Here is a 25,409-nt window from a genome sequence, read left to right as displayed (position 1 = left end):
GCTATGCCGTGGGGCAGGCGTGCAACACCTGCTGGGCGGCGGCGCGATCCTTCGCGTTGATGGAGAGATCGTAGTCAACCACGACGGATACCCACTCCAACACAAAGCGGCACTGAAGGTCTGCTGCCGGTGGTAGCCACCCTGACGGGCCCGAGTCGCTCTTTGCCTGGTTCGTTGCCTCACCAGCTGCTCGGAGGTTGCGCGGGTCGTTGGCAAACGCCTCACGCTGCTCGGGAGACCATTCGTGTGCGCCCTGGCGCCAGGCCCACGCCAGCGCAACGATGTGATCGATTTGCACGCGCGGTGACGTATCGGGGCCACTCACGAAGTCGATCGTGACTCCGGAGTACGGGTCGGTGAGCGTGCCGGCGAGCACTTTGCACTCGCGCGTACCCGGCTTGAACGATGGTGCGGTGAGGTCGCGCCCGAGCATGTCATTTCGGGTGTCGCAGCCGTTGCGGTCGACATCAGCCCATCGTCGACCAAAGTGGTCGCGGTCGTAGTCGGGCGCCCCGAATCCGTCTGCCGTCAGCAACGCGTCGAGTGCGACGATCGCGGCGGCAGGGTCGGCGACGGAACCAGAAGCGACCGTTGTTGGCGGAGATGCTGGAAGGGTTGCCGGAGCTGACAATGTCGCCGTCGGTGTGGGGTCAGCACCAGGGAGAGCCCCCTTCGATGCCAGCAGGCTCGAGCCAACCAGCACGGCGACGGCAATGGCGAAAATGACGAGGGCCTTTACCGACCAGTGCGTGCGCCGCCGCCGGTACCGCGACGGAGTCTTGCGGCGATTGGGCGAGAGTGGGTGATTCGGGAAGGATCGAGCGGAACGCACCCGCCGATCTCGCACTGTTGACACGATTTCGACACTAACGGCTGTCGCAGACATTCACGATTTTGGCGGACAGGGCGGCAACGCGCTGAGTCTTTGTAGGGTGGGGGAATGGCTGAAACGCAACTCATCGACACCTTTTGGCTGGTCTGTCGGGAAGCTCTGCCGCACCTGCCTACGCAAGCACCGGAAGCATGGGCCTTTGGTGCGACACCCGCGCACGCGGATGAACTTCTCGCCCTCGTGCTCGCCGGTATCAAGACCGCGACCGCATCGTCGCTCTGGGACCACGAGCACACGGGAGAACCCGTACCAGAAGTGGGTTGGCTGAACATCATTCTTGACGGTGAGGGCCATCCGCGGGCGCTCCTCGAAACAGTCGCTGTTGACGTGGTTCCGTTCGCCAAGGTGACGCCCGATCACGCGTTTGCCGAGGGCGAGGGCGACCGCACACTCGCGACCTGGCGTGACATTCACGAACGATACTGGCGAGATCATTCCGATAGCCCGAAGCGCTTCGCCCCGGAGATGCCGGTGGTTTGCGAACAGCTACGGCTGCTGTTCAGTACCTAGTTGTCGATCGTCCGTGATCGGGCGAGCGCACTGCCTGCCGCACGGAGCCACCGTGCGGGTTCTGCGATGGCGGATGCGGCGGAACCAGCAACCTCCGCGAGCGAGACAGCGGCGGTGAAGCTGGTGGTGTTGGCACCAGGTGCGATGCGACCAGCCGCCAGCATCGACGTGACATGGGCTTTGTGCGCGAGCGCGGAGACGAACGCCGGAACCTTCCCCGCACCAGACTGCGCGTCGTAGGATCCCTCACCGGTAATAAGAACATCGGCGTCCATGAGCGCGGCTTCGAGGCCAATGAGCTCAGCCACGGCTTCCGCTCCCGGAGTCAGAGTGGCACCCCATGCCACGAGCGCAGCACCGACCCCGCCTGCCGCACCGGTGCCGGGCATCGATGCGTCAACTCCGAGCGCGGCAGCAAGCCTCGCCATCGCGGCATCAACCACCGAGACTTCGCTCGCGGTCAGTCCCTTCTGCGGCCCGAATACTGCCGCGGCGCCGTGCGGGCCAATCAGCGGATTGTTGACATCGGTTAACACGATGACCGAGCAAGCCTCGCGCAGCGCCGACAGATCGACGGTCGCGATGTCAGCCAACCCGCGCGCGCCGCGGGGAACAGCCGCACCCTGCGCGTTCAGAAACCGCGCCCCGAGCGCTGCCAGCATGCCGGTTCCACCATCCGTCGATGCGCTCGAACCGATGCCCACCACGATGCGCGTGGCGCCCCCATCGAGGGCTGCGGCGATGGCCTCGCCGAATCCCGTCGAGTCTGCATCCCATGGCCGCAGGTGGTCAAGCAACTCGATGCCGCTTGTCGATGCCAAATCGATCACCGCTGTGCCATCGGGCAACCGCAACCATGCCGACGCCACCGGGGTGCCGGCCGGGCCGGTTACTGTGAGTGGCTGGAGAGCGGAACCATCAACCGCGGTCGCAAAGGCCGCAACAGTGCCCTCGCCGCCGTCGGCCATCGGGCGGAATACAAACTCGGCGCCCGGTTCTACCGACGCCCAGCCCTCAGCCAGGGCGCTCGCGGCATCGACTGCCGTGATTGTGCCTTTGAAGCTATCGGGGGCGAGCACGACGCGAGTCATGTTAGCGGCTACTTTCTCGTGTGATGAGAGTCGTTCCGATCACGATCGCGCTACGCGAGTCGCTGGTGCCTTCGATGCCGGAAATGAGGGCCTCGACCGCTCGATGAGCGAGAGCCGTGAAGTCCTGACGGATGGTGGTGAGGGGCGGTCGGTAGTTGGCAGCATCGGGAACATCGTCAAAACCGATGACTCCCACTTCACCGGGCACGTCTCGGCCGGCATCCGCAAAGGCTCGTAAGAGGCCGAGTGCCATCTGGTCATTCGCGCAGAACACGGCGGGCGCTGTGCGCAATGCTGTTCCCGCGGCGTAACCCGACTCGGCGCTCCAATCGCCGCGCACTGGTTCCGGTGCTGGCATGCCCGCAGCGGCCAATGCCTCCCGCCATCCGCGCTCGCGCTCCGCGGCAGCGAACGAATCGGCGGGGCCAGCCAGGTGATGCACGGTGTCGTATCCCCGCCGCAGGAGGTGCGTTGTCGCGGCGAATGCGCCACCGGAGTGATCGCTGTGCACGGCCGCGACGTGAGCGTCCTTCGGCGCGTCGATAACGACGAGTCGCAAGTCGCGGGGGAGGGCCGCTGCAGTGATTTGTGCGGAGGCTTCATTCAGCACGATCGCACCGTCGACCTCCTGTTCAGCAAGAGAGGCGAGGGCGGTGCCGACGCCATTAGATGCGGTGACGAGGGTGAGCGCGTAGCCGCGTTCTGCGGCGGCTTCGGCCGTGGCTTGCAGCATGCGTGAGTTGCCGACGGTGGTGAGTGTTGTCACGACGACGCCGATTGTGTGCGATCGGCCGGTGCGCAGAGCGCGTGCGGCGCGATGCGGGCGGTATCCGAGCTCGGCCATGGCGGCTTCGACACGCGTGCGGGTTTCTGGGTCGACCCGGGGGCTCCCGTTCACGACGCGCGACACCGTCTGCCCGGATACGCCGGCACTGGCAGCCACCATCGCCATCGAAACGCGGCCTCCGCCTGGCGCTGTAGGCATTGCTGTCGATGTTTCGATGTCAGATCCCACCGGCGTCCCCTTCGTGCACGTCCGTTCATGTTGACGTTACCATGCGTGTTGTGGAAACATGTTGACGTGAACACGCGTCAGGAAACAAGTACGCTCTCCGCTGGCATCGTCCGGCGCGCCACCACTTTGGCTGATGGGCGCGAGCTCATCTACTACGACGACCGCGACACCACACTGGGAGCCGAACGCGCCGTCGACGCACGCACGCTTGATCCCCGTCCTGAAACCTCATCCATGCGTCTCGACGTGCTCACCGGTGACTGGATCACCGTCGCCGCCAACCGCCAGAACCGCGTCATGATGCCTGGCGCTGATGCTGACCCGCTGGCACCGCAGACCCCCACCAACCCCTCCGAGGTTCCGTCGGTCTATGACGTCGCCGTGTTTGAAAACAAGTCACCCGCGTTTGGGCCTGCGCTGTTGCACGCCACAGGCGAAGCGCCGATCGCCGCCGACCCGCCGCTGAGCCTGGGAGACTTGGCCACTCTGGGCCTGGGCCGCACGCGTAACGCCATCGGGCGATGCGAAGTGGTGTGCTTCAGCCCGGAGCACTCCGGTTCGTTTGGCACGCAGTCTGTCACTCGAGCCCGCACAGTCATCGAGGCCTGGGCTGATCGCACCGCGGCCCTGTCGCGCCTGCCCGGTGTGCAGCAGGTCTTTCCGTTTGAAAACCGCGGTGAAGCGATTGGTGTCACGCTCCCACACCCGCACGGCCAGATTTACGCCTACCCCTACATAACCCCGCGCACATCGCGCGTGCTCGAGAGCATCGCGAGTACCGGGCCCGACCTGTTTCAGCGCATTCTCGATTTTGAACGCGCGTCGGAACGCATCATTTTTGAGGGGGAACACTGGAGCGCGTTCGTACCGTTTGCTGCGCGCTGGCCACTTGAGGTGCACCTCATGCCGCACCGCCACGTGCCGGACTTTGCGGCGACCAGCGAGGCTGAGCGTGATGAGCTCGCGCACCTGTACCTGCGGCTGTTGCGCGGTGTTGACGCGCTCTATGACACCCCGACGCCCTACATTGCGGCGTGGCATCAGGCGCCCGTGAACGTCGGGCGTGACACCGTGCGGTTGCACCTGCAACTCACGAGCCCGCGTCGCGCTGCCGACAAGATGAAGTACTTGGCAGGTTCCGAAGCCGCAATGTGGGCGTGGGCTGCTGAAGTCACACCGGAACAGGGCGCGAAACGCCTCCGCGAAGCCATCGAGCGCGCGCACGCGTGACCGACTCCTCACCATCGAACATGCAAGGTAACACCGTGACTCAGCCCACACTCGCCCCCCACGAAGCCGCGTCGGCGCTCTTTAACGAGCTCACGGGGCACGCGCCGATGGGACTGTGGTCAGCGCCAGGGCGCGTCAATCTGATCGGCGAACACACCGATTACAACGAGGGTTTCGTGCTTCCCTTTGCGATCTCGCACCGTACGGTCGCGGCGGTTGGGCTGCGCGATGACGGCCGCATTCGTGTGGCATCAACCTTTGCGGAAGAACCGGTCGAGGTGCATCTCGCCGATCTCGCCCAGGTGTTTCCGACGGCCCCTGGTTCCGCGCCCGCGGTGCCTGAATGGGCCGCATATCCGCTGGGCGTGGCATGGGCTTTGCTCGACGGGCGTTCCGCTTCTGGTACCGGTGTCGACATTGCCATCGCCTCCGAGGTTCCGGTCGGTGCTGGTCTCTCGTCGTCTGCCGCCATCGAAGGCGCGACAGCGTCGGCACTGAATGAACTGTGGAACCTGGGGCTCAGTGCGAAAGAGCTGGCGAGTATTGGGCGCACGGCTGAAAACGAAGCCGTCGGCGCACCGACCGGCATCATGGATCAGACCGCGTCCATGCTGGGCGCTCCAGACGCCGCGATTTTTCTCGACTGCCGCTTACTCGACAGTGAGCTGGTTCCGCTGGGCATGGCCGAAGCGCATCTTGCGATTTTGGTGATCGATACTCACGTCAAGCACGCCCACGCGACCGGCGGCTACCGTGATCGGCGCGATGCCTGCGAACGTGGCGCTGCCGTCATGGGCGTCGCAGCGTTGCGTGATCTTTCGGTCGCTGACCTTGCCCGTGCGGCCGAGCTGATGGATGACGTGACGTTTCGCCGGGTGCGTCACATCGTGACCGAGAATCAGCGCGTGCTCGACACCGTGGCGGCGCTGCGCACGCATGGCGCCCGTGCGATTGGCGACCTGCTCGTTGCCTCGCACGCGTCAATGCGCGATGACTTCGAAATTTCCGTTGCTGAGCTTGACACTGCGGTCGAAGCGGCGCTGGCCGCCGGCGCACTGGGGGCGCGAATGACGGGCGGTGGTTTCGGTGGCGCGGCGATCGCACTCGTTGAGGCCGCTGCTGTCGACGCAGTGTCGGATGCCGTGGTGGCCGCGTTCGCCGACGCTGGCTTTGCGGAACCGCACCTCTTTACGGTGTCGCCGTCAGCGGGAGCGCGCCGCAACAAATAAGCAGAAGGCGGGTTCCGGAACCGGAGGGTTACGAAACCCGCCTTCTTGCGGTGCGCGGTTAGCGCCAGCCGAGCGCGGGGGCTACGTGCTTAATGATCGACTCGATCACGTGCGTGTTGTAGGCAACGCCGAGCTGATTAGGCACGGTGAGGAGCAGGGTGTCTGCGGCTTCGATCGCCTCGTCGCCGCGAAGCTGCTCGATGAGAGCTTCGGGCTCAGCAGCAAACGAGCGGCCAAAGATGGCGCGGCCGATGGGGTCGCCGCCGATGGTGCCAATCTGATCGTCGGTATCGCGGTCGAAGCCGAAGTAGCGGTAGTCCTCGTCTGACGTGAGCGCAAAAATGGATCGGCTCACCGAGACACGAGCTTCGCGCTCATGGCCGGCTTCCTTCCACGCGTCACGGAAGGCATCGATCTGCTCACGCTGCTGAATGTGGAAAGGCTTACCGCTTTCATCGGCCTTCAGCGTCGAGCTCATCAAGTTCATGCCAGCTTGGGCTGCCCAGACGGCGGTGGCATTAGACCCCGCACCCCACCAAATGCGATCACGGAGCCCAGCGGACTGCGGCTCGATACCGAGTGCGCCCGGGTGTGGGTTTGGGAACATTGGCCGCGGATTGGGCTCGGCGAAACGTGCACCGTCGATGACTTGAAGAAATGTCTCGGTGTTGTTGCGCGCGACGTCAGCCATCGTCATGCCTTCGGGAGCGTCATAGCCAAAGTACTTGTAGCCATCGACGACCTGCTCGGGTGACCCACGGCTCACGCCGAGTTGAAGTCGGCCATCGGAAATGAGGTCGGCGGCTCCCGCATCTTCCGCCATGTAGAGCGGATTTTCGTAGCGCATGTCGATGACGCCCGTACCGATTTCGATCTTGGATGTCTTCGCGCCGATCGCCGCCAGGAGCGGGAAGGGAGAAGCGAGCTGGCGGGCGTAGTGGTGCACACGGAAGTATGCGCCGTCGGCGCCGATTTCTTCCGCGGCGACCGCGAGGTCGATCGACTGGTGCAGCACGTCACGAGCCGAGCGGGTTTGGGAGTCCGGGTGAGGAGTCCAGTGCCCGAAAGAGAGGAAGCCGATTTTCTTCATATTCAATGGAACCACGGAACCATGAATTACATTCCTGCGAATAGTGTTTCGCGTGGTGCGATCGAACACGACCTGCGTGGATCGAACCAGTTACGCATGAGCCGATCCAGTTGTGCACGAGCCGAACGCTCAACCAGCGCGAAAACACGGCGTGTCGAGGCCGAAACGCCATTTCATCGTGCAGAAAACACTTGATCCCTTTTCTCGTTGGCCGTGGGTTCGATCGCGTGCGATGTTCCGCTTGGCGCAACGCGCCCTCGGCGCGGGAGCACATCGCGCATAACGTGAGCACATCGCTGAGGAGAGGTGATGAGATGTCGGCAACGGTGCTGGATCATGAACGACGCAACGAGATTGATGCGATGGTTTTTCGCGAGACGCTTGGCAACTTTCCCACGGGTGTGGTGGCCGTCACGGCAATGGTGAACGGCCAGCCTGCGGGAATGGTCGTGGGGTCGTTCACGTCGGTGTCTCTCGACCCGCCTCTTGTTGCTTACCTGCCGACGAAGTCATCGGCCAGCTACGCCACGCTGCGGCAGGCCGACCGCTTCTGCGTCAACGTCTTGTCTGTTGAACACGAGCAATTGTGCCGACGCTTTGCGTCCAAGAACGTCGATAAGTTTGCGGATGTGCAGTGGCATCTATCTGAAAGCGGCTCGCCGCGACTCGAAGGTGCCGTTGCCTGGATCGACTGTGCGGTCGAGCGGACGGTCGACGGCGGCGATCATGACATTGTGCTGGGTCGCGTGTTGGAGTTGGAAGCAGCACACCACTCAAGTGCGCTCCTGTTCTATCAGGGCGGGTATGGCGGGTTCCGCTCGCGCTCCCTGATCGCGCCCTTCGCTGACAATCTTCGTGAGCCATTGCATGCGGCGCACATCGCCAAGACGCACATGGAGGCGCTCTCTGACGAGCTGGACGTCGCGTGTATTGCGCAGGCGATCGTCGATCACGACATCGTTATTGTGGCAGCGACGGGGGAGTCCTCACGCACGCAGATCGGTCGGCGGATGCCGTTTGCGCCGCCGTTTGGAGCCGCGTTCTTGACCGGGGGTGACCTGGATGAGGGCGTAACGCAATGGACCTCGCACCTCCGTGTCACTGATGAGCAACGAGCGGCTTACCGACTCAAGCTCGAGACCATCGCGGCCCGAGGCTGGTCATATGGCCTCTTCACTCCCCGCTTCGACGCAATCTGGGCAGAAATTGCGCGCACGAGTGCGGAACCACCGACACCGGCGGGTGCGCGACGGCACGCAAGCCTGTTGGATGAGCTCTTGCCCTACTACGACCCGCCGGGGTTGCCGCAGCATGACGAGCAGCCGCGAATCTTGACCGCACCCGTTTGGGTAGCGGGGCGCTGCCCATTGGTTCTTGCGCTGTTTGGGCTTTCGGAGAACATGTCGCCTGCTGAGTTGGAACGACTTGGCGAGCGGCTGCGAGACACCGCGCGTGCGGTCGCTGAGGAGCTTGCCGCCGGCGCTTAGCCCACCGATTCCGCCCCAAATTCTGCCCCGATTCTGCTCATCCTGATGAGTGGGATCGGGGCCTTTCCTTTCTGTCACTCGTCAGTACAATGATTGAACGTTCTAGAACGTGCGATCAAGAATTATCAATGGTGATAGATCTCAAGGAGTACGCACTATGGAAGCTGTACTGCAATCGGCAGACGCGTTGGACGCGGACAGCCGCACCTCGATTGGCAAGGCGTTAGACCTCCTTCGAGCATTTGGCGATGATGCGCACGATGGGCTCGGCGTCTCCGAACTCGCTCGTCGCGCACAGCTCAGCAAATCGACGGCGCACCGCATTTTGGGGTCGATGGAGTCCGGCGGCGCAATCGCACGCGTCGGCAAGCTCTATCGTCGCGGCGCGCTTTTCACGCAAATGCAGGCCTCACCTCGGCGCATGCAACACGACTGGATCCGGGAGCTCCTGACGCCACACATTGCTGAACTTTACGCGTCGACGGGCTTCACGACGCACCTTGCCGTGCTTGATGGTTCCGACGTGGTGTACCTCAACAAGCTGCAGGACACGCGCTCGTCACGCTCGCCTGTGCGCATCGGCGGACGTGCCCCGGCATACTCCACCGCGGTCGGTAAGGCGATGCTGGCGTTCAATGCGCCTGCGCTCCGGCGTCTGCAGGACGTTGAGTTCGTGAAATGGACGCCAGCAACGGTCTCGAATCAGCGCGAATTGTCGCAGGAGCTGTCGCGCATCCGTCTTGACGGCCACGCGATTGATCGAGGTGAGACGGTCAGCACTATCCGCTGTGTCGCCGCACCCGTTCCGGGACTCGACGGTAAGGCCGTTGCCGCGATCTCGTTGTCGTGGGATGCCGGTGTGGCAGGAACGGAAAACCTGGCCCAAAGCGTGCACAAGGCAGCCCGTGCCGCGTCGCGCGCGCTCACCGTTGCTCACCTTGACCAGATGCAGTTGCGAAAGGCCGCAGCGACGGCCACCCGATAGCCGGCCTCCCCGTGCCGAACACAGAGAACGGGCCGCTCGATACGTTCGAGCGGCCCGTTCTTCGTTTGCGGGTTAGATGTAGGTTCCCGGCGGAATGGGAGCGCCGAGCGAGTACATCGCCTCCGCCTGGTAGACGAGGTCATCCTGGTTTGCAGCGTGACCCATGGCGATTGCCAGGTCGCGGTGGAACCGCTGGATCGGGTTGTCGAGTCGGTTTGCGGTCCCGCCTGCGTGACGGAACACCATGAGCGCAGCCTCGTACGCACGGCGCACGGAACGCACCTGGTTGCGGCGCGCTGCGTAGTGCATTTCCGGAGTAATGACGCCGCCATCTGCCGCGTGCTGGTAGAGGCGACGGAGATCTTCCGTGACCTGCAACACCGAAGCCTCAATGTCGGCCGTCGCGGCGCCGAGCGCCGCCATGCGGAACGGGTGTTCCACGGCCTTCACGCCGAGAATGTCAACGCGCGATGCGGTGTACTCGCGGTAGCGATCAACGAGGCCCTTTGCGATACCGATCGTCGCCGAGCTCACTGCGGCGGGGAACATCACGTTGAACGGCAGTGCGTACAGCGGGTTGCCCGGACGGTTGATACGCGAGAGACCGCCGCCGAAGACCTCTTCGGCCGATGCGCTGCGGTAGTCAGGCACAAACGCGTCCTTGACGATGACGTCCTTCGAACCGGTTCCACGAAGACCCGCGACATCCCAGGAATCCGGAACAATCGTGTAGTCGGCGCGGGGAAGGACGAAGTGACGCACAGCGCCTGGAATCGGCTTGCCCTCATCGTCAACCTCAATACCGGCGAGCACGTCCCACTGGCAGTTGTCAGCGCCGCTGGAGAACTGCCAGCGACCGTTAAAGATGTATCCGCCGTCAACACGACGTGCGGTTCCGGTCGGCGCGTACGGTGACGCGATCCAGGTGTTCGGGTCTTCGCCCCATACTTCTTCTTGAAGCCGAGGCGAAAGCCACGCAAACTGCCACGGGTGTACGCCGACAACGCCGGCAACCCAGCCGGCGCTGGGCGCATGTGATGCGATCTCGATGAGCGCGGCGCAGTAGTCGGAAGGGTGTGTCTCAAGGCCGCCACGGTCGCGTGGCTGCATCATGCGGGTCACGCCCGTGGACTTCAGCAGCGCGACGCTCTTTGCGGTGAGCTGGTTGGCTTCGTCGCAGGCAATCGCATCAGCGGCGAGCTCTTCCACGATGTCAGTGATCGGGACCAGAGTTTCTTCTTCGGCCGTCAGTGAGTGAACCACGTTGTTCCTTTCAGTTCGGTGCAGGGGTGGGTCAGGCTTCGCGGAGGAAGCCAGATACGACCCGGTTGAATTCGTCAGCCTTTTCCAGCTGGGCCCAGTGGCCGCACTGGTTGAAAAGCAGCGCACGAGAGTTGGGGATCATAGTGAGCAGGCGCAGGGTCGCCTCGTACGGAACCACCTGATCGTCACGACCATGAATCAGCAGCGTCGGCTGCGTGATTGCCGCGACCGTCGCCTGGGTCCACTCCGGTCCAATGCGAGGGGCGGAACCACGCTTCAAGAACGCGTCGAGGTGCTCTTCGTGGTTGAGAGCGGACTGCAGTCGCTCCGCGATGAGGTCATCGTCGAGGAAAGCGTCACCAAAGGTCATCACATCGACGAGGCGACGGTAGACGGCAGGGGTGCGCTCAACGTAGCCGTGATAGACGGCCTGGAGCCCGAGCGAGAAGCCGCCGGGAGAGAACACGTTGGGGTGCGACATGTCCGGCGCCCCCATCGTGATGAGCTTGTCTACGCGTTCGGGGTGCGTCATCGTGAACTCGATGGCGTTGATGCCGCCCATCGAGTTGCCAACGAGCGAGACGCGCTCGATACCGAGCGTGTCGAGAAACTCAGTGATCGCCTGCAGGTGTCCGCCCGGGGCACTCTCAAAGGCGCCGGACTCACCCCAGCCTGGCTGATCGAGCAGCAGGACGCGGTGGGTTTTTGCGATCGCCTCAATATTCAGACGGAAGTTGCTCCAGCCGGTTGCACCTGGGCCGCTTCCGTGGAGGAAGAGAACAACATCTCCCGATCCGGCGTCGTGATAGTGCAACCGAAATCCGGGCGTCTGCACAAAACGAGCGGTGTTCTCAAACGTGAACGGCGTCTGCGGAGTTTCCGCCATGATCCGCCTCCTTGCGTGGTCTTGATCACAGAATCTAGACACATCACTCGGGGTGTGCGCGGGGGTGTTCCCTCAGGCGGAACGTGTCATGTAGCGGCGCGTTCGACGACGTCGACCATCGCGTGAAACGCGGCAGCGAACACGTCAATTTGGCGACCGCTGGAGTCGCCAGAAGCAAGCGAAACGTCGAATCCATCGTGGATGACGAGCATGAGGTCGGCGAAGTCTTCTGGCGTGTGGCCGGGGACGGAACCAGTGGTGCGCGGAAGCACGGCTGCCCACCACCGCGCATACATGGCACGCGCTTCGACGCGGATCTCGCGGAAGCGCTGCAACGTCAGCTTTTCGGGGGCCATTTCGTCACTAATGAGCGTGACGCCGATGCGCCAGAACTCCCACGGCTCTTGGGAACCACGAATGTTGTCGAACGATCGATCAACATACTCGTGCGCGGTCTCGCCCTCGCGTGGCGCGAACGTCTGGAACGCGTCATCCTGACGCTCGAAGCTGATGTCGAGAGCGGCCCGCAAGAGGCCATCTTTGTTCTCGAAATGCCAGTAGACGCTGCCGGAAGGATAGCCAGACGCCGCCGAAACGCGAGCGATCGTGAGGCCGCGGTAACCGCTTTCACGCGCAACCTCGAGCGTCGCGTCCAAAATGCGTTCGCGAACTTCGGCGCTCTGGCGGTGTTCACCTGGCCGGCGGGGCTCGTGGGGTGCCTTTTTCCCCGGTCGCGCGGAGATCACAGCGGGCTGATTCATATCGTGAGTGAGCCTACACGCACCGAGCGTGCCGCGAAGGGGGAGAGCCCCCGCCGCGACACGCTCGGATTGTTCTGTTAAGCCTGGCCGCCAGCTCGGTTGAACTCGAGACCCGACATTGCCGTCGTGGTCACGTAGGTGCTGGTGGCAGGGTCCATGTTCGGGAGGTCTGCCACCCAGGTCATGCCTGCACCCATTTCGGCGATTCCCCAGTACGTCGCCTCCCAGTCCGGCTCGAAGAACGGGTATCCGCCGGAGTACAGCTCGATGCGGTGGCCCGAACCGGGGTCGCGCACGTAGAGGTACATCGCCTGGCCGACGCCGTGCACGCCGGGGCCAGCGTCAATCTGGATGCCGTTGTCGCGCAGCACATCGGCGGCGGTGAGGACATCGTGGTAGTTCGCGAGGTGGAAAGCGACGTGGTGGAACCGGGCATCCCCTTCCTGCTCGTTGGCTGCGATAGCAATGTCGTGCAGACGCGAGTTCACCGACAACCATGACACCCACAGATCGTCCGTTCCCGGTTCCGCTGCCGCGTACTCGCGACGCTTCATGCCGAGCTCTTCGCGCATCCAACGCTCAGCGGTTCCGATCGTGCTTGGCGTTGTCGAAACGTTCAGGTGGTCGATGCGCTGGACTCCGAGACCGCGGCGACGCGTCGAGTTGCCAAGCAGCTGTGACTTCAGGTCGGGGTCACCAGCGGTGCGGTCGATGTCGTAGTAGAGCTCGACAGGGTGGTTGGAACCAGGGATCAGGAAGCGAATCGCTTCGCCGCGGCCCGCTTCGCTTCCTGACGGAAGTTCCAGAACGTCGGTTTCCGACTTCTGAATGCGGTCGTGAAAAAGTTCCACGTCTTCTCGTCGACCGACGCGGAAGCTCAGGCTGTTCACGGCCGAGTTTGCCTGGCGCGTCAGCGTGAGGGAGTGGTGAACGTGCTCCTGGTATCCCCGCAGGTACGCGACGTTCTCAGTTTGGGCGGTGACCTCCATGCCGAGCAGATCGCGGAAAAACCACAGCGATTTCTCGAGATCAGGCGTGCCGATGTTGATTCCAGCGGCATGCGAGATGGTGGGGCCCGGGTTGTAGTCGTACTTACTCAAAGTTTTCTCCTCTGGAACCTAACGTCTCTGTCAGATGCGGATAGCCCACCACACAGTGCGCAGAGGAAAAATCGGGTGTTCCGCCCCTCGGAAAGGATGCCCGGATGCGAGGATGGTGCATCATGAGACGGCGGCTTCCGAGGCAACAAACTCGGCATATGTCGGATATACGTCGGTGAACGAGGAAGGCGCTCCCAACCATGCGCGATATGACGGTGGAGTGGTTCCATCTGCCTCTGTCACGCCGTAAGCCGCAGCCAGTTCGCTGCTATAGAAAATGCCACCGCTACGCGCCGCAAGTTTTTCATCACGAGAGAGAGCGTCGATAACACGGCCGATGAACCATGGTGACTCCATTCCGGGAAATACTCCGTCGTCGCGTACCCAGTCGGGGTTAGCGAGAACGCGCTCTGTGAGCAGCAGACCCATCCAGATCCCGACGGCCGCAACACCATGTGGTTCGAGTTCGCACGCCATGTCGTGGATGAGCTTGTCAGAACCGGCCTTGCCTGCACCATATGGCGGCGTGTGTACGCCTGGAAGGTGAGTGCGTGCCCCGGGTGATGACGTGTTAACGATGAGGCCGCTGCCCTGGGGCACCATAAGCTTTGCCGCGTGGTAGCTCGACACGTAGTGTGAGCGCAGTCCCACGTTGAGTAACCGTACTTCATCGTCGAGCGGCATTTCCCAGAACCCGCGCGGCCCCGGCAGCTCGCGAGGGAGCGCGATCGCATTGTTCACAAGAATGTCGAGACGGCCGTGATCGCGGGTGATCTGCTCAAACAGAGCTGCGACCTGATCATCATCTCCGTGATCACACGCAACAGGCACCGCCACGCCACCTGCAGCTTCGATCTCGCCAGCAGTTTCGGCTAACGATCCTGGTAGCCACTGATCTTCGTGGGAAGGGCTGGAGGTTCTGCCCGTGATATAGACGACAGAATCGGGTGCGAGACCCACCGCGATACCGCGTCCTGCGCCGCGGGACGCGCCTGTAACGAGAACAACTCGTCTTTGAGTAGTCATAATGTTCCCTTCATAGTGAGACGCCGCTTCGTTGACGGCGTTTCGAGTCATCTAAGGGCTGGAAGATGCTTCGCCATGGCAAATGTTTCGGCTGGCGGGACATTCGATGGCGGGCGCGCTAGCGGCGCTCCTATGGTCGCTTCCGCTGGCATCAGGCATCCCGGACGAGGATTCTGTACCCCTCGCCTGACACCAGCACCCATGCACTCGCTTTCAACGATGAACAGAGAGGTCCAATTTATGCATCGCAAACTTGCTGTCCTTGGCGCGACGCTGGCCGTCGCAACCCTTGCTTTGACTGCCTGCTCCGCGGATGGTTCCGCGGGCGGAGGCGACGACGCGGCCCCGGCAACCGACAAAGTCGCCACCGCTGCCGCAGCTAAGGTGAAAGACGTTCTGCTGCGTCCCACCAGCATCGGTATCGACGAACCCATCGCGGGTGACGTGCCGGCTGACAAGGAAATCTACTTCATGCAGTGCGCGCTGCCCGCATGTCAAGACCTTGGCAACACGATCGAGGCGTCGATCGATGCGGTGGGCTGGACGCTCACCCGCATCGACTCGGGTCTCACCCCGGAAGATACGAAGGCGGCGTGGGGTCAGGCAGTGCTCGACAATCCTGATGCCGTCATTACCTCAGGTAGCGCTCGGGCCGTGTGGGCTGACGAAGCGGCAACGCTTGCCGCGCGCGGCATTCCGGTGCTCGACATGAACAGTTCGCAGGAGCCCACCGAGTCGGTGCCGGTTAACCACTTCGGGCCCGCAGAGTTCGCGGCCGCTGGCGAGCGTCTCGCAAACTTCGTGATGAGCCAGTCTGGTGCAGGGACGAATGCCGTCACCTTCATGGTCAGCGCAATGGACGTCACCCCCATAGGCACGGCCGCCTTCACCGACACCATCTCTGAGAATTGTGAATCCTGCACGGCGGATGTTGTTGATCTGCCCGTGGATGCACTTGGCGGTGACCTGTCCTCTCGTATCGTGACGTACCTGCAGTCGCACCCGGACGTGAACTGGGTCAACCTCGCCTGGGCCGACATGATGGTCGGTGTGCCTGACGCACTGCGCGCGAGCGGTGTCGGAGAAAACGTACGGTTCGTCACCGTCGGCTACGGCGCGGCGGCAATGGGATACCTCGCAGACGGCGACTATTTGGCGGCGATTGATACCCCGTCAGGGTACGAGTTCGCTTGGCGTCACGTCGATACTTTGTTGCGCATGTTCAACGGGGAAGATATCGCCCCTTCCGTTGCGCACACATACCCGGCCTGGATCGTGACGAAGGATACCCTGCCATCGCGCGACGAGACGTTCCCCTCGGTCGTTGACTTCGCCGACCAGTTCAAGGCACTGTGGGGCGTCTGACATGACTGATGTGGCCCTCGCCCTCCGTGGCGTATCGAAAACCTTTGGTGACGCTCGTGCGTTGCAAGATGCCTCGCTGACGATAGCGGCGGGCGAGGTCCACGCACTCGTGGGAGAAAACGGGTCGGGCAAATCGACCCTGATCAAGATTCTGTCGGGCTTTCACCACCCTGATCATGGGGGAGAGGTGTTCGTCGCAGGCTCCCCGCTCAAGCTCGGTAGCCCCGAAGACTCACGGCACAGCGGTCTGCGTTTTGTACACCAGGACCTCGGACTCATCGAGGCGTTCAGCGCCATTGAGAACTTTGGCCTCACGAGCGGATTCCCGCGCGGCACGTTTGGTATCGACTGGGCGCCGCTGCGCAAGATCGCGACCGAATCCCTGGCGCGTGTTGGCGTCACGATCGATCTGGACGCACCGGTTTCTACCCTGAGCGCGGTGGAACGCACGGCGCTCGCGGTAGCGCGATGCCTCGACGATTCGGAGCTCGGCCCCGCCCGGCTGCTGGTGCTGGACGAGCCGACCGCGGCGTTGCCCGTCGATGACGTGGAACGTCTCTTTGAGATTGTGCGAGAAGTGGCAGCTCGCGGAGTTGCCGTGATGTATGTTTCGCACCGCCTCGATGAGGTCACCCAACTCTGCACAGGCATCACCGCGTTGCGGGATGGTCGCGTTGTTGCCAGCACGACCACAGCCGGACTTGATCGTGCCGGGCTTGCTGCTCTCATCGTCGGCGAGGAGATTGCTGCTGACGACGAGCGTCGCCCCGCACCCACGGGGCAACCGGCACGCGTGTCGATTTCGGGATTGAGCTCAACGACGCTTCGACAGTTCGACGTTGAACTGGCACCTGGCGAGATCGTCGGAGTGGCCGGCCTTGACGGGTCTGGCCGAGAGACTGTTGCCTCCGCTCTCTACGGAGATGCCAACGGGCGGGCAGAAACCGTCGTGATTGACGGAGAACAACTTGAATCACTGACGCCGGCGGCGGCGATTCGAGCGGGCATTGCGCTCGTGCTCGCCAACCGTGAGCCCGGGGCCGCTGTTCGCGGCATGAGTATTGCCGAGAACCTGACGATGGGCGATATCGACGGGCTCACCCGATTCGGTGTGATCAACAAAGCAGCTGAAAAGCAGCGTGTTGACCTCTGGATGGAGCGCCTTGATATTCGGCCACGCGTGCCCAGCCGCGACTATGCCGCGCTCTCTGGCGGTAACAGGCAGAAGGTCATCTTCGGCAAATGGCTCAATGTTGGGCCGCGCCTGCTCGTCATGGATGACCCCACGAGTGGCGTCGACATTGGCGCACGAAAAGCCATGTACGAACAGGTGCGTGATGTTGCCGCGACTGGCACGCCGGTGCTTGTTGCGTCCTCCGACCTCGAAGACCTCACCCGACTGTGCGACCGCGTGCTCGTGCTGGTCGACGGCCAGGTGAGTGAACAACTGCACGGATCCGAGATTTCAGAGCACCGGCTCATCGTGGCGATGTCGCCAGACAGCTAGCCGCCGCTCTCTACAAGCACTCCAGAAAAGAGGACGCTCTCGTGACTGAGAACAACCGAAACTTCTTCAAAACCCTCGCTCCGCGCAACATTGGTGCGGTCTATGTGTGGCTCCTGCTGATCCTGATCTTCAGCCTGTGGATCCCATACACCTTCTTACGCAGCAGCACCCCGCTGGGCATTCTTAACCAGAGCACGGTCACCGCGATGATCGCGATGGCGGTGATCATGCCGCTCGCGGTCGGCGTCTTTGACCTCTCCATCGGCGCGGTGATGGGCTTCTCGCTGGTGACGGCCGGTTGGCTCCTTGGCAACACAGACCTGCCCATCCCCTTCGTTATCGTGCTGACACTGTGTGGCGGTGCGCTCATGGGGTTGCTCAACGCCTTCGTCATTTTGAAGCTCCGCATCGACTCCTTCATCGCAACGCTCGCCACCGGCGCGATCATCTCGGCGATCACCGTCGGTGTTGCGAACAACAAGATTCTGACGGTGGGCATCGCTGGCGAGTTCAGCAAGATCTCGACCGGGAGTCTCCTCGGCATTCCGCTGCCCGTCTACTACATGCTCATCATCATGATCGTCCTCGGCTTCGTGTTGGAGCGCACCGCAACCGGCCGTCGCATGTACGCCGCTGGTTTCGGCCCGGAGGCTGCACGGTTGGCGGGCATCAACGTCGACCGCCTCAAGCTCGGCGCGATCCTCGTCTCCGCGATCCTCGCCTCGTTCGCAGGCATCATCCTGCTCGGTCGCATCCAAGCAGCTGACCCGATGGCAGGAAACGCCTACATGATGCCGGCCTTCAGCGCCGCGTTCCTAGGGGCGACACAGTTCCGCGGCGGTCGCTTCAACTCGTGGGGAACGGTCGTGGCCGTGCTCATGCTGCAGACCGGGTCGTACGGACTCTTGCTGACCGGCGTCGGCCAGTGGGCCCCGCAAGTCTTCCAGGGTGTCGTCCTGATCGTCGCCGTGGGAATCACCGTCATCCAGCGCAAGGCAAAGCCCGCGAAAGTGCGCAAGAAGCGTGAGGGTGCACAACCATCGGTGGTGTCTGGCAGTAGGCCTCCCGCCCCGGAACCGCAGGCTGAGCAATCCGCGCCAGATATGGTTCCGGTAGAACGGTAGCCAGTCCCGAGGCCGCCACATCAGATACCGGAGTGGCGGCCTCGGGCGTCATATGGCGCGGGGTACTCAGAGGACGGTTGTAAGATCAGCCAACGGCAACGATCGCCGAACGTGGCAACGCGTCGGCTCTGGCGCGTCCACTTCTTACATCGAAGGACTCGATATGACGCGTATTTCTGAATCTGGATATTCCGTTGCCATCGTTGGCGCGACCGGTCAGGTCGGCACCGTGATGCGCGAAATTCTCCAGGAGCGCGCCTTCCCAATTCGTGAGCTGCGACTGTTTTCGACGGCACGCTCCGCAGGTAAGGCCATTGAGTTCGGTGGCCAGTCGATCATCGTTGAAGATGTCGCGACCGCCGACCCCACGGGCATTGAGATTGCCCTGTTCTCGGCCGGAGCGACGGGCTCGCGCGCGCACGCCCCCCGTTTTGCCGAAGCCGGCGCCGTTGTCATTGACAACTCCAGCGCTTGGCGCATGGACCCGGACGTCCCGCTCGTCGTCAGCGAAGTAAACCCGGAAGCGACCGTCAACCCGCCCAAGGGCATCATCGCCAACCCCAACTGCACCACGATGGCAGCGATGCCCGTCATCAAGCCGCTGCACGAAGCTGCCGGCCTTGAGCGTCTCATCGTCTCGACGTACCAGGCGGTGAGCGGTTCGGGTCTTGCTGGCGCTCAGGAGCTCCTGGGCCAGGTCGAAGGCGTGCTGGCCCAGGGCAATGTGCTTGACCTCGTGCACGACGGCGCAGCCGTTGACTTTCCGCAGCCGGAGAAGTACGTCGCACCCATCGCGTTTGATGTGATTCCGCTCGCGGGCAGCATTGTTGACGATGGCCAGGGCGAGACCGACGAAGAGAAAAAGCTGCGCAACGAAAGCCGCCGGATCCTTGGCCTGCCCGACCTCCGCGTCGCAGGCACGTGCGTGCGCGTTCCGGTTTTCACCGGCCACTCGCTGTCGATCCACGCCGAATTTGCCGACGACATCACGCCCGACCGCGCCCGCGAGATTCTCGCTAAGGCTCCCGGCGTCGCGCTCGAAGAGGTTCCGACTCCGCTGCAGGCGGCTGGCAACGACCCGAGCTACGTCGGTCGTATCCGTGCCGATCAGTCGGCGCCGGAAAACAAGGGTCTCGTGCTGTTCATTTCGAACGACAACCTCCGCAAGGGTGCCGCGCTGAACGCCGTGCAGATCGCCGAGGTCGTCGCCAAGCGCTTGGCTTCATAAGCTCCCATTCACATGACAATCGCGTCGGGCCTGCGGGCTCGGCGCGATTGTCGTCTCGCCGAAGTTCCCTAAACCGCGCGGGTTGGGCATGATGGCGTCATGTTCATTCGGTCTCGCCGCGACATCATCGACGGTTCCACTGGCCGCCGCTGGGCGCTCGACGCCAACGACGGCGTCATGACGACCACCGGCGCAATTCAGGGATTTATGGGCGCAGGCGCCGACATGACGACGGTCAGCTTTGCCGCAGCCATCGTGCTCATCACCGGGGCGCTGTCGTTGGCTGCCGGAACCTTTGCTGAGCTTGCGCAGGAACGCGGGCACCAGCGTCGGGCCGTTGAACGCCAGCAGGTGCTGTTGGCGCGGTCGCCTGAGGAAGAGTTCAGCGACCTTGAAGAGCATTACAGCAACCTTGGTTTGGATGCCCCGTTGGCAAAGCAAGTGGCAACCCAACTCACCCAGCGCAACGCGCTAGCCGCCCATCTCGAAACCGACCTCGGCCTCCTTGACCCACCGCCGCCTGCGTGGCAGCCCTGGTGGGGAGGGTTCCTCACGGTGCTTGGCTTCATATCAGGCGCGCTTCCGCTGACAGTCACGGTGCTGCTCGTCTCCGAAGACGTGCGCGCGGTGGCGTCCATCAGCGTGGTCGTGATTTGCCTCACCATGAGCGGCGTCGTCGCGTGGGCTTCGGGCTCAGGAACGGCGGGCCGCGCGATTGCCCGATCGTTGCTTACCGGGCTCTTTGTGGCGGTTGTTGCCTTTAGTGCGGGTTTGCTTCTTGAGGCGATTGACCAGTTCGTGCCGCAAATTGATGTCAACCGAAATAATTAGCAGGCAACGGAATCAAAATTACTGCCGAAAGAAGGGGACTTCTTTCGTATCGGATCAATTGACGAGGCCAAGAACCCGCCTACGGGCAAGGGTGCGGCATCCGACGGCTTAAACTAGTCGGGTGAGTGAAACTGTAGACGTCGTTCTTATTGGTGGCGGAGTGATGAGTGCCACCCTTGGCACCCTTATCTCAGAGCTTCAGCCGGACTGGAAGATCGTCGTCTTCGAACGACTCTCCGACGTCGCGCAGGAGTCGTCCAACGCGTGGAACAACGCGGGCACCGGCCACGCAGCGCTGTGTGAATTGAACTACATGCCTGCCGCAGCCGATGGTTCCGTCAACCCGGCCAAGGCCATCTCGATCAACGAGCAATTCCAGCAGAGCCGCCAGCTCTGGACGAAGCTGATGGAGGAGGGCGTGCTCAACGCTCCTGACACCTTCATCAATCCCACTCCTCACATGACTTTCGTTACCGGCGAAAAAGACGTCAAGTACCTCAAGACCCGCTATGAGGCGCTCAAGAACGAGCCGCTGTTCGCTGGCATCGAGTACAGCGAAGACAGCCGCGTCATCAACCAGTGGGCACCGCTGCTCATGCAGAAGCGTGTTGCAGGCGAGCCGTTCGCGGCGACCCGAGTGCCTGCCGGCACCGACGTTGACTTTGGTTCCGTCACCCGCCAGCTGTTCGACAACATGACGAGCAAGGGTGCGACGCTCTACACGAACCGCGAGGTTCGCAAGCTGAAGCGTCAGAAGGACGGCACGTGGAAGGTGAACTTCCGCGACATGCTCGGCCGCACCCCTGGTTCCATCAACGCCAAGTTCGTCTTCGTTGGCGCTGGTGGCTGGGCCCTCAAGCTGCTGCAGGGCTCGGGCATTCCTGAGATCAAGGGCTATGGTTGCTTCCCGATCGGTGGCCAGTGGCTGAAGACGTCCAACCCTGCCATCGTTTCGCAGCACAAGGCCAAGGTGTACTCGCAGGCTGCCGTTGGTGCGCCGCCGATGTCGGTGCCGCACCTCGACACCCGCGTTGTCGACGGCGAGACCTCGATTCTGTTCGGACCGTTCGCGACCTTCACGCCGAAGTTCCTGAAGAACGGCAACATGATGGACCTCATCACGCAGGTTCGCTTCCACAACGTCTTCAGCATGATCAAGGTCGGACTCACAAACTTCAACCTGATCAAGTACCTCGTTGGTGAGCTCATGAAGACGCACAAGGGCAAGGTGGACTCGTTGCGCGAGTTCATGCCCACGGCGAAGGACGAAGACTGGGTTCTTCTCAACGCCGGTCAACGCGCTCAGGTGATGAAGGGCGGCAAGCTGCAGTTCGGCACCGAGGTCATCGCGCACTCCGACGGCTCGATTGCCGGTCTCCTTGGCGCATCGCCGGGTGCGTCGACGGCCGTGTCGATCATGGTCGACCTGCTGAACACGTGCTTCCCCGACCGCATTGGCGAGTGGGAACCGCGCCTCAAGGAGCTCATCCCCACCTATGGCGAGACGCTGAACGACAAGCCGGCTGAGGCTGACAAGGTCGTCTCAGAAACCGCTGAGGCGCTGCAGATCAACCGCTAAGCACTCACGCTTTCACGAGCCCGTCCCTTTCGAGGGGCGGGCTCGTTTGCGTTCACGTACCCGCGGTTCTGTCCTGCGTAGGAGCCACATCTTTGTAGACTCTTCTGGTGGCCAAACTGTACTTCCGCTATGGCGCGATGAACTCCGGGAAGTCGACTGCACTCTTGCAGGCGGCCTACAACTACGAAGAACGCGGCCAGCGTGTGCTGCTGGTGAAGCCCGCCATCGATACCAAGGGCGCGAGCCAGGTCGAATCGCGCCTGGGCATGACGCGTGAAGTCGATATTCTGTTGCCAGCCGATGCTGCCGCGCGCGACGTGATTACCGCCGCACGCGAGCGCCTGGCGCGAGATGCGGCAGATGCGCTGGTGCCTGGGGAACACCGTATTGCGTGTCTCCTCGTCGATGAGGCGCAGTTTCTCACTCCTGCGCAGGTCGACGACATGTTCCGTATTGCGGTGCTTGATGGCATTCCGGTGATCGCCTACGGAATCCGCACCGACTTTCGCACGCAGGCATTTCCGGGTTCACGGCGGCTGCTGGAAATCGCGCACTCGCTTGAAGAGCTCAAGACCATTTGTCGTTGCGGGCGCAAGGCCGTGTTCAACGGTCGGGTGATCGGCGGACGCTTTATCTTCGACGGCGATCAAGTCGCCATTGACGCAGCGACGGCGGCCGTGCGTGACGAGCACTTTGTGACATATGAATCGCTGTGCGGCTCGTGCTATCTCGAAGAATCGAACGGGGTGCTTTTGCCGCAGGGCGTGCAATAGGCCGGGGCTGAGAAGCCGCGCCACGTAAACTGGGTTCATGCGCGTACTTCTCGCCGGCGGCGCCGGCTACATTGGCACTCACACGGCCGTGGCACTGCTCGATGCAGGCCACGAGGTCGTTCTCCTTGACGACCTGTCGGCAACGTCGGCCGTTGCCGCTGAGCGGGTCGCAGAAATTACCGGCAAGCCCGCACCGCTCGTTGTCGGTGACGCCAAGGACCCGGCCACGGTGTCGAGCGTGTTCGACGAGTATGGTCCGTTTGACTCGATCATTCACCTCGCAGCGCACAAGGCCGTAGGGGAATCCACCCAGTTGCCGCTGAAGTACTACTCCAACAACCTCGGCAGCACGTTTACGCTGCTGAGCGTGGGCATCGAGCGTGGCCTGAAGTCGTTTGTGTTCTCCAGCACCGGAACCGTGTACTCCGACCCAGCGGATCTTCCGTTCACAGAAGAGTCGACGACAAGTGTTGACCTGTCGAACCCCTACTCGAAGTCGAAGCGCATGAACGAGAAGGTGCTCGAAGACGTCGCGGCGGTTTCACCTGACCTCGCCGTGACCGTTTTGCGCTACTTCAACCCGGTGGGCGCGCACTCGTCGGGACTGATTGGCGAAGACCCCGCAGGAATCCCCAACAACCTCATGCCGTTTGTGTCTCGCGTTGCCATCGGCACGCTGGACGAAGTGGGTATCTTCGGCGACGACTACGACACCCCGGATGGCACCGGTCTGCGTGACTACATCCACGTCGTTGACCTGGCAGGCGGCCACGTGGTTGCGCTCGAGCAAGCCCAGCCTGGGTACTGCGTTTACAACCTCGGAACCGGTGAACCCGTCAGCGTGAAGGGTGTCGTCGCGGCGTTCGAGAAGGCCATCGGCCACGAACTGCCCGTCAACATTAAGCCGCGCCGCGCCGGTGACGTTGCCGCAACCTACTGCGACCCGTCGAAGGCAGAGCGTGAGCTCGGCTGGAAGGCACAGCTCACGATTGATGACGCCTGCCGTGACTACTGGACCTGGCAGACGAAGAACCCCCAGGGCTACAACAGCTAACGCGCCTCATCACGAGAACGGCGGCCAGAAGAGATTCGGGCCGCCGTTCTCGTTACGAATTCAGGGGAGTTGGGGGATCAGCTCGTCGAGATGATCCGCGGTGTCGGCAGGGCCGTCTACGCTCACACACTCGACGCCCATATCGAGCACGGGGCGATCGTTGCCACCCAGATCGAGGCGGTCGCCGTAGAACAGCATGTCGTCAAGTGAAATGCCGGTGGCGGCCGCCAGCTTGTTCATCCCGTACGCCTTATCGATGCCCTTTCGGGTGATATCAATTGACGTTGATCCACCCGAGCGCACTTCAAGGTCAGGCAGGTGGACGGCCACGGCGTCGCGCAGACGCGCCTTCTTCGAACCGTCCGGATCCCACGCCTTCTTCGCATCGAGCGGAGCTTGCTGGCCGAGTGCGGAGAACGTGATTTGCGAACCGCGGTCCTCCAAAATGTTGCCCCATGGTTCCGCTTCCCACAGCCCCAGCGCGCGCGCTTCCGCTTCGACGATGCGCAAAGCCGCTGCCTTCTGCTCCGCAGTGAGGTTTTCCGCATACAGCGGGGCGAAGGCGGAACCATCGTGGCGCCAATACTGCGTACCGCACGTGGGCAGCAGGTGAATGCGCGTGAGATCGGTGTCTGAGGGCAGATTCGCGACGAGCTGGCTGTTGAACTGGTCCCACTGACCACCGGAGATGATGGCAACCTCGACGCGCTGGCTGAGCGCAGACAGGAGCGCACCCATTCGAGCGTCGATCGCGGTCTTCGAAGGGGCGAGGGTGTCGTCAAGGTCGAAGGCGACCAAAAGCGGTGTCGTCATAACTCTTCCGGATCAGGTGTCAGAACCGCTCCATCCTATCGACGGCACCTGAGGATTGGCGCCGCGTCAGCGGGTAGCGGCTTGGCGTGTGAGGCGCGAACTACTCCGCGATGATGACGTCGTATCCGGCATCGCGCAGCGAAGTGACCCGGGCCGCATCGGCTGCGGAGTCGGTAAGCACAGCCGCGAAAAGCTCGGTGCCGCCGACCAGCGCGAACGCCGTTTCACCCAGCTTGCTGCTGTCGGTGACAACGACAGCCCGACGTGCCTGCTCGGCCATAATGCGGTTCACGGCGGCTTTAACGAGCCACAGCGGCAACGCAAAAGGGCCGGATCGTATGATCCGGCCCTTTCACTATTGTCGGGGTAACAGGATTTGAACCTGCGGCCTCTTCGTCCCGAACGAAGCGCGCTACCAAGCTGCGCCATACCCCGTGACAACTGTTCTAGTCTATCCCATGTTCGGCTGGGCTCTTGACCATTCCTGCTTGCGGGTGGCGAGAAAACCAAACCGCACCGGCCGAAAACCGTCAAACAAATTGCTTAGCAGCAGTCGTGGTTCCGGAACCA

Annotated in this window: 24 protein-coding genes and 1 tRNA gene; 13 read left to right on the top strand and 12 right to left on the bottom strand. The window is 62.7% G+C overall.

Annotation, left to right across the window (positions count from 1 at the left end; genetic code table 11):
* Position 1 precedes the first annotated feature (1 nt).
* On the bottom strand, positions 2-856 hold the full coding sequence (locus tag KTJ77_RS09675; RefSeq protein WP_367948883.1) for an HNH endonuclease family protein: 855 nt from the start codon (positions 854-856) through the stop codon (positions 2-4).
* An 84-nt stretch (positions 857-940) separates the two neighbouring features.
* On the opposite strand from KTJ77_RS09675, the gene KTJ77_RS09670 reads away from it, so the two are divergent.
* The gene (locus KTJ77_RS09670) at positions 941-1,402 is read left to right on the top strand and encodes an ASCH domain-containing protein (protein WP_217338179.1); all 462 of its coding nucleotides are present in this window, start codon (positions 941-943) and stop codon (positions 1,400-1,402) included.
* Here the strand turns inward: KTJ77_RS09670 and KTJ77_RS09665 are convergent.
* Both KTJ77_RS09665 and KTJ77_RS09660 read right to left on the bottom strand, forming a co-directional pair.
* Positions 1,399-2,493: a glycerate kinase gene (locus KTJ77_RS09665; protein ID WP_217338178.1), complete on the bottom strand. Its 1,095-nt coding sequence runs from the start codon at positions 2,491-2,493 to the stop codon at positions 1,399-1,401. The genes KTJ77_RS09670 and KTJ77_RS09665 overlap by 4 nt on opposite strands.
* A 1-nt stretch (position 2,494) precedes the next feature.
* Complete coding sequence (locus KTJ77_RS09660) at positions 2,495-3,445, bottom strand: LacI family DNA-binding transcriptional regulator (RefSeq protein WP_217338431.1); 951 nt, start codon at positions 3,443-3,445, stop codon at positions 2,495-2,497.
* Positions 3,446-3,574: 129 nt separating this feature from the next.
* Between KTJ77_RS09660 and galT the strand changes: the two genes are divergently transcribed.
* On the top strand, positions 3,575-4,738 hold the full coding sequence (gene galT, locus KTJ77_RS09655) for a galactose-1-phosphate uridylyltransferase (RefSeq protein WP_367948882.1): 1,164 nt from the start codon (positions 3,575-3,577) through the stop codon (positions 4,736-4,738).
* Positions 4,739-4,773: 35 nt separating this feature from the next.
* On the top strand, positions 4,774-5,967 hold the full coding sequence (gene galK / locus KTJ77_RS09650; RefSeq protein WP_367948881.1) for a galactokinase: 1,194 nt from the start codon (positions 4,774-4,776) through the stop codon (positions 5,965-5,967).
* Positions 5,968-6,025: 58 nt separating this feature from the next.
* On the opposite strand, the gene KTJ77_RS09645 is transcribed toward galK, so the two are convergent.
* Positions 6,026-7,057, bottom strand: a complete 1,032-nt coding sequence (locus KTJ77_RS09645; protein WP_217338430.1) for an LLM class flavin-dependent oxidoreductase — start codon at positions 7,055-7,057, stop codon at positions 6,026-6,028.
* A 314-nt stretch (positions 7,058-7,371) separates the two neighbouring features.
* On the opposite strand from KTJ77_RS09645, the gene KTJ77_RS09640 reads away from it, so the two are divergent.
* Positions 7,372-8,544 carry a flavin reductase family protein gene (locus tag KTJ77_RS09640; protein ID WP_217338175.1) on the top strand — a complete coding sequence of 391 codons (1,173 nt, stop codon included), beginning with the start codon at positions 7,372-7,374 and terminating at the stop codon, positions 8,542-8,544.
* Positions 8,545-8,701: 157 nt separating this feature from the next.
* Positions 8,702-9,529, top strand: coding sequence for an IclR family transcriptional regulator (locus tag KTJ77_RS09635; protein WP_217338174.1), 828 nt, complete (start codon positions 8,702-8,704; stop codon positions 9,527-9,529).
* Between the two features lie 72 nt (positions 9,530-9,601).
* Here KTJ77_RS09635 and KTJ77_RS13715 read toward each other — a convergent pair whose 3' ends face one another.
* From KTJ77_RS13715 to KTJ77_RS09610, 5 genes are all read right to left on the bottom strand, one after another.
* Positions 9,602-10,792, bottom strand: coding sequence for a hypothetical protein (locus tag KTJ77_RS13715; protein ID WP_217338173.1), 1,191 nt, complete (start codon positions 10,790-10,792; stop codon positions 9,602-9,604).
* A gap of 31 nt (positions 10,793-10,823) precedes the next feature.
* A complete protein-coding gene (locus KTJ77_RS09625) occupies positions 10,824-11,678 on the bottom strand; it encodes an alpha/beta fold hydrolase (protein ID WP_217338172.1) in 855 nt (284 codons plus the stop codon).
* 86 nt (positions 11,679-11,764) lie between these two features.
* Positions 11,765-12,439, bottom strand: a complete 675-nt coding sequence (locus tag KTJ77_RS09620; protein WP_217338171.1) for a TetR/AcrR family transcriptional regulator — start codon at positions 12,437-12,439, stop codon at positions 11,765-11,767.
* Between the two features lie 77 nt (positions 12,440-12,516).
* Positions 12,517-13,539 carry a VOC family protein gene (locus KTJ77_RS09615; RefSeq protein ID WP_217338170.1) on the bottom strand — a complete coding sequence of 341 codons (1,023 nt, stop codon included), beginning with the start codon at positions 13,537-13,539 and terminating at the stop codon, positions 12,517-12,519.
* A 120-nt stretch (positions 13,540-13,659) separates the two neighbouring features.
* The gene (locus tag KTJ77_RS09610; protein WP_217338169.1) at positions 13,660-14,565 is read right to left on the bottom strand and encodes an SDR family NAD(P)-dependent oxidoreductase; all 906 of its coding nucleotides are present in this window, start codon (positions 14,563-14,565) and stop codon (positions 13,660-13,662) included.
* Positions 14,566-14,805: 240 nt separating this feature from the next.
* Between KTJ77_RS09610 and KTJ77_RS09605 the strand changes: the two genes are divergently transcribed.
* The 8 genes from KTJ77_RS09605 to galE all read left to right on the top strand — a co-directional run bounded on the left by KTJ77_RS09605 (position 14,806) and on the right by galE (position 24,026).
* Positions 14,806-15,930, top strand: coding sequence for a substrate-binding domain-containing protein (locus KTJ77_RS09605; RefSeq protein ID WP_217338168.1), 1,125 nt, complete (start codon positions 14,806-14,808; stop codon positions 15,928-15,930).
* Position 15,931: 1 nt separating this feature from the next.
* Positions 15,932-17,437: a sugar ABC transporter ATP-binding protein gene (locus KTJ77_RS09600; RefSeq protein ID WP_217338167.1), complete on the top strand. Its 1,506-nt coding sequence runs from the start codon at positions 15,932-15,934 to the stop codon at positions 17,435-17,437.
* Positions 17,438-17,478: 41 nt separating this feature from the next.
* On the top strand, positions 17,479-18,561 hold the full coding sequence (locus tag KTJ77_RS09595; protein WP_217338166.1) for an ABC transporter permease: 1,083 nt from the start codon (positions 17,479-17,481) through the stop codon (positions 18,559-18,561).
* A 163-nt stretch (positions 18,562-18,724) separates the two neighbouring features.
* Positions 18,725-19,789 (top strand): aspartate-semialdehyde dehydrogenase, encoded by a 1,065-nt coding sequence (locus tag KTJ77_RS09590; protein WP_217338165.1) that lies wholly within the window; start codon positions 18,725-18,727, stop codon positions 19,787-19,789.
* Between the two features lie 99 nt (positions 19,790-19,888).
* Positions 19,889-20,620 carry a VIT1/CCC1 transporter family protein gene (locus KTJ77_RS09585; protein WP_217338164.1) on the top strand — a complete coding sequence of 244 codons (732 nt, stop codon included), beginning with the start codon at positions 19,889-19,891 and terminating at the stop codon, positions 20,618-20,620.
* Positions 20,621-20,741: 121 nt separating this feature from the next.
* On the top strand, positions 20,742-22,199 hold the full coding sequence (gene mqo, locus KTJ77_RS09580; RefSeq protein ID WP_217338163.1) for a malate dehydrogenase (quinone): 1,458 nt from the start codon (positions 20,742-20,744) through the stop codon (positions 22,197-22,199).
* Positions 22,200-22,306: 107 nt separating this feature from the next.
* Positions 22,307-22,972: a thymidine kinase gene (locus KTJ77_RS09575; protein WP_217338162.1), complete on the top strand. Its 666-nt coding sequence runs from the start codon at positions 22,307-22,309 to the stop codon at positions 22,970-22,972.
* Between the two features lie 37 nt (positions 22,973-23,009).
* On the top strand, positions 23,010-24,026 hold the full coding sequence (galE, locus tag KTJ77_RS09570) for a UDP-glucose 4-epimerase GalE (protein ID WP_217338161.1): 1,017 nt from the start codon (positions 23,010-23,012) through the stop codon (positions 24,024-24,026).
* Between the two features lie 60 nt (positions 24,027-24,086).
* Here galE and KTJ77_RS09565 read toward each other — a convergent pair whose 3' ends face one another.
* The 3 genes from KTJ77_RS09565 to KTJ77_RS09555 all read right to left on the bottom strand — a co-directional run bounded on the left by KTJ77_RS09565 (position 24,087) and on the right by KTJ77_RS09555 (position 25,274).
* Positions 24,087-24,839, bottom strand: coding sequence for an HAD-IIB family hydrolase (locus KTJ77_RS09565; protein ID WP_217338160.1), 753 nt, complete (start codon positions 24,837-24,839; stop codon positions 24,087-24,089).
* A gap of 100 nt (positions 24,840-24,939) precedes the next feature.
* Complete coding sequence (locus tag KTJ77_RS09560; RefSeq protein ID WP_367948880.1) at positions 24,940-25,131, bottom strand: hypothetical protein; 192 nt, start codon at positions 25,129-25,131, stop codon at positions 24,940-24,942.
* Positions 25,132-25,200: 69 nt separating this feature from the next.
* A tRNA-Pro gene (locus tag KTJ77_RS09555) sits at positions 25,201-25,274 on the bottom strand.
* Positions 25,275-25,409 lie beyond the last annotated feature (135 nt).

The organism is Microbacterium sp. NC79, from assembly GCF_019061125.1.
Classification (GTDB): domain Bacteria; phylum Actinomycetota; class Actinomycetes; order Actinomycetales; family Microbacteriaceae; genus Microbacterium.
The sequence above is the reverse complement of the archived record's forward strand: the minus strand, read 5'-3'. Positions and strand labels throughout refer to the sequence as shown.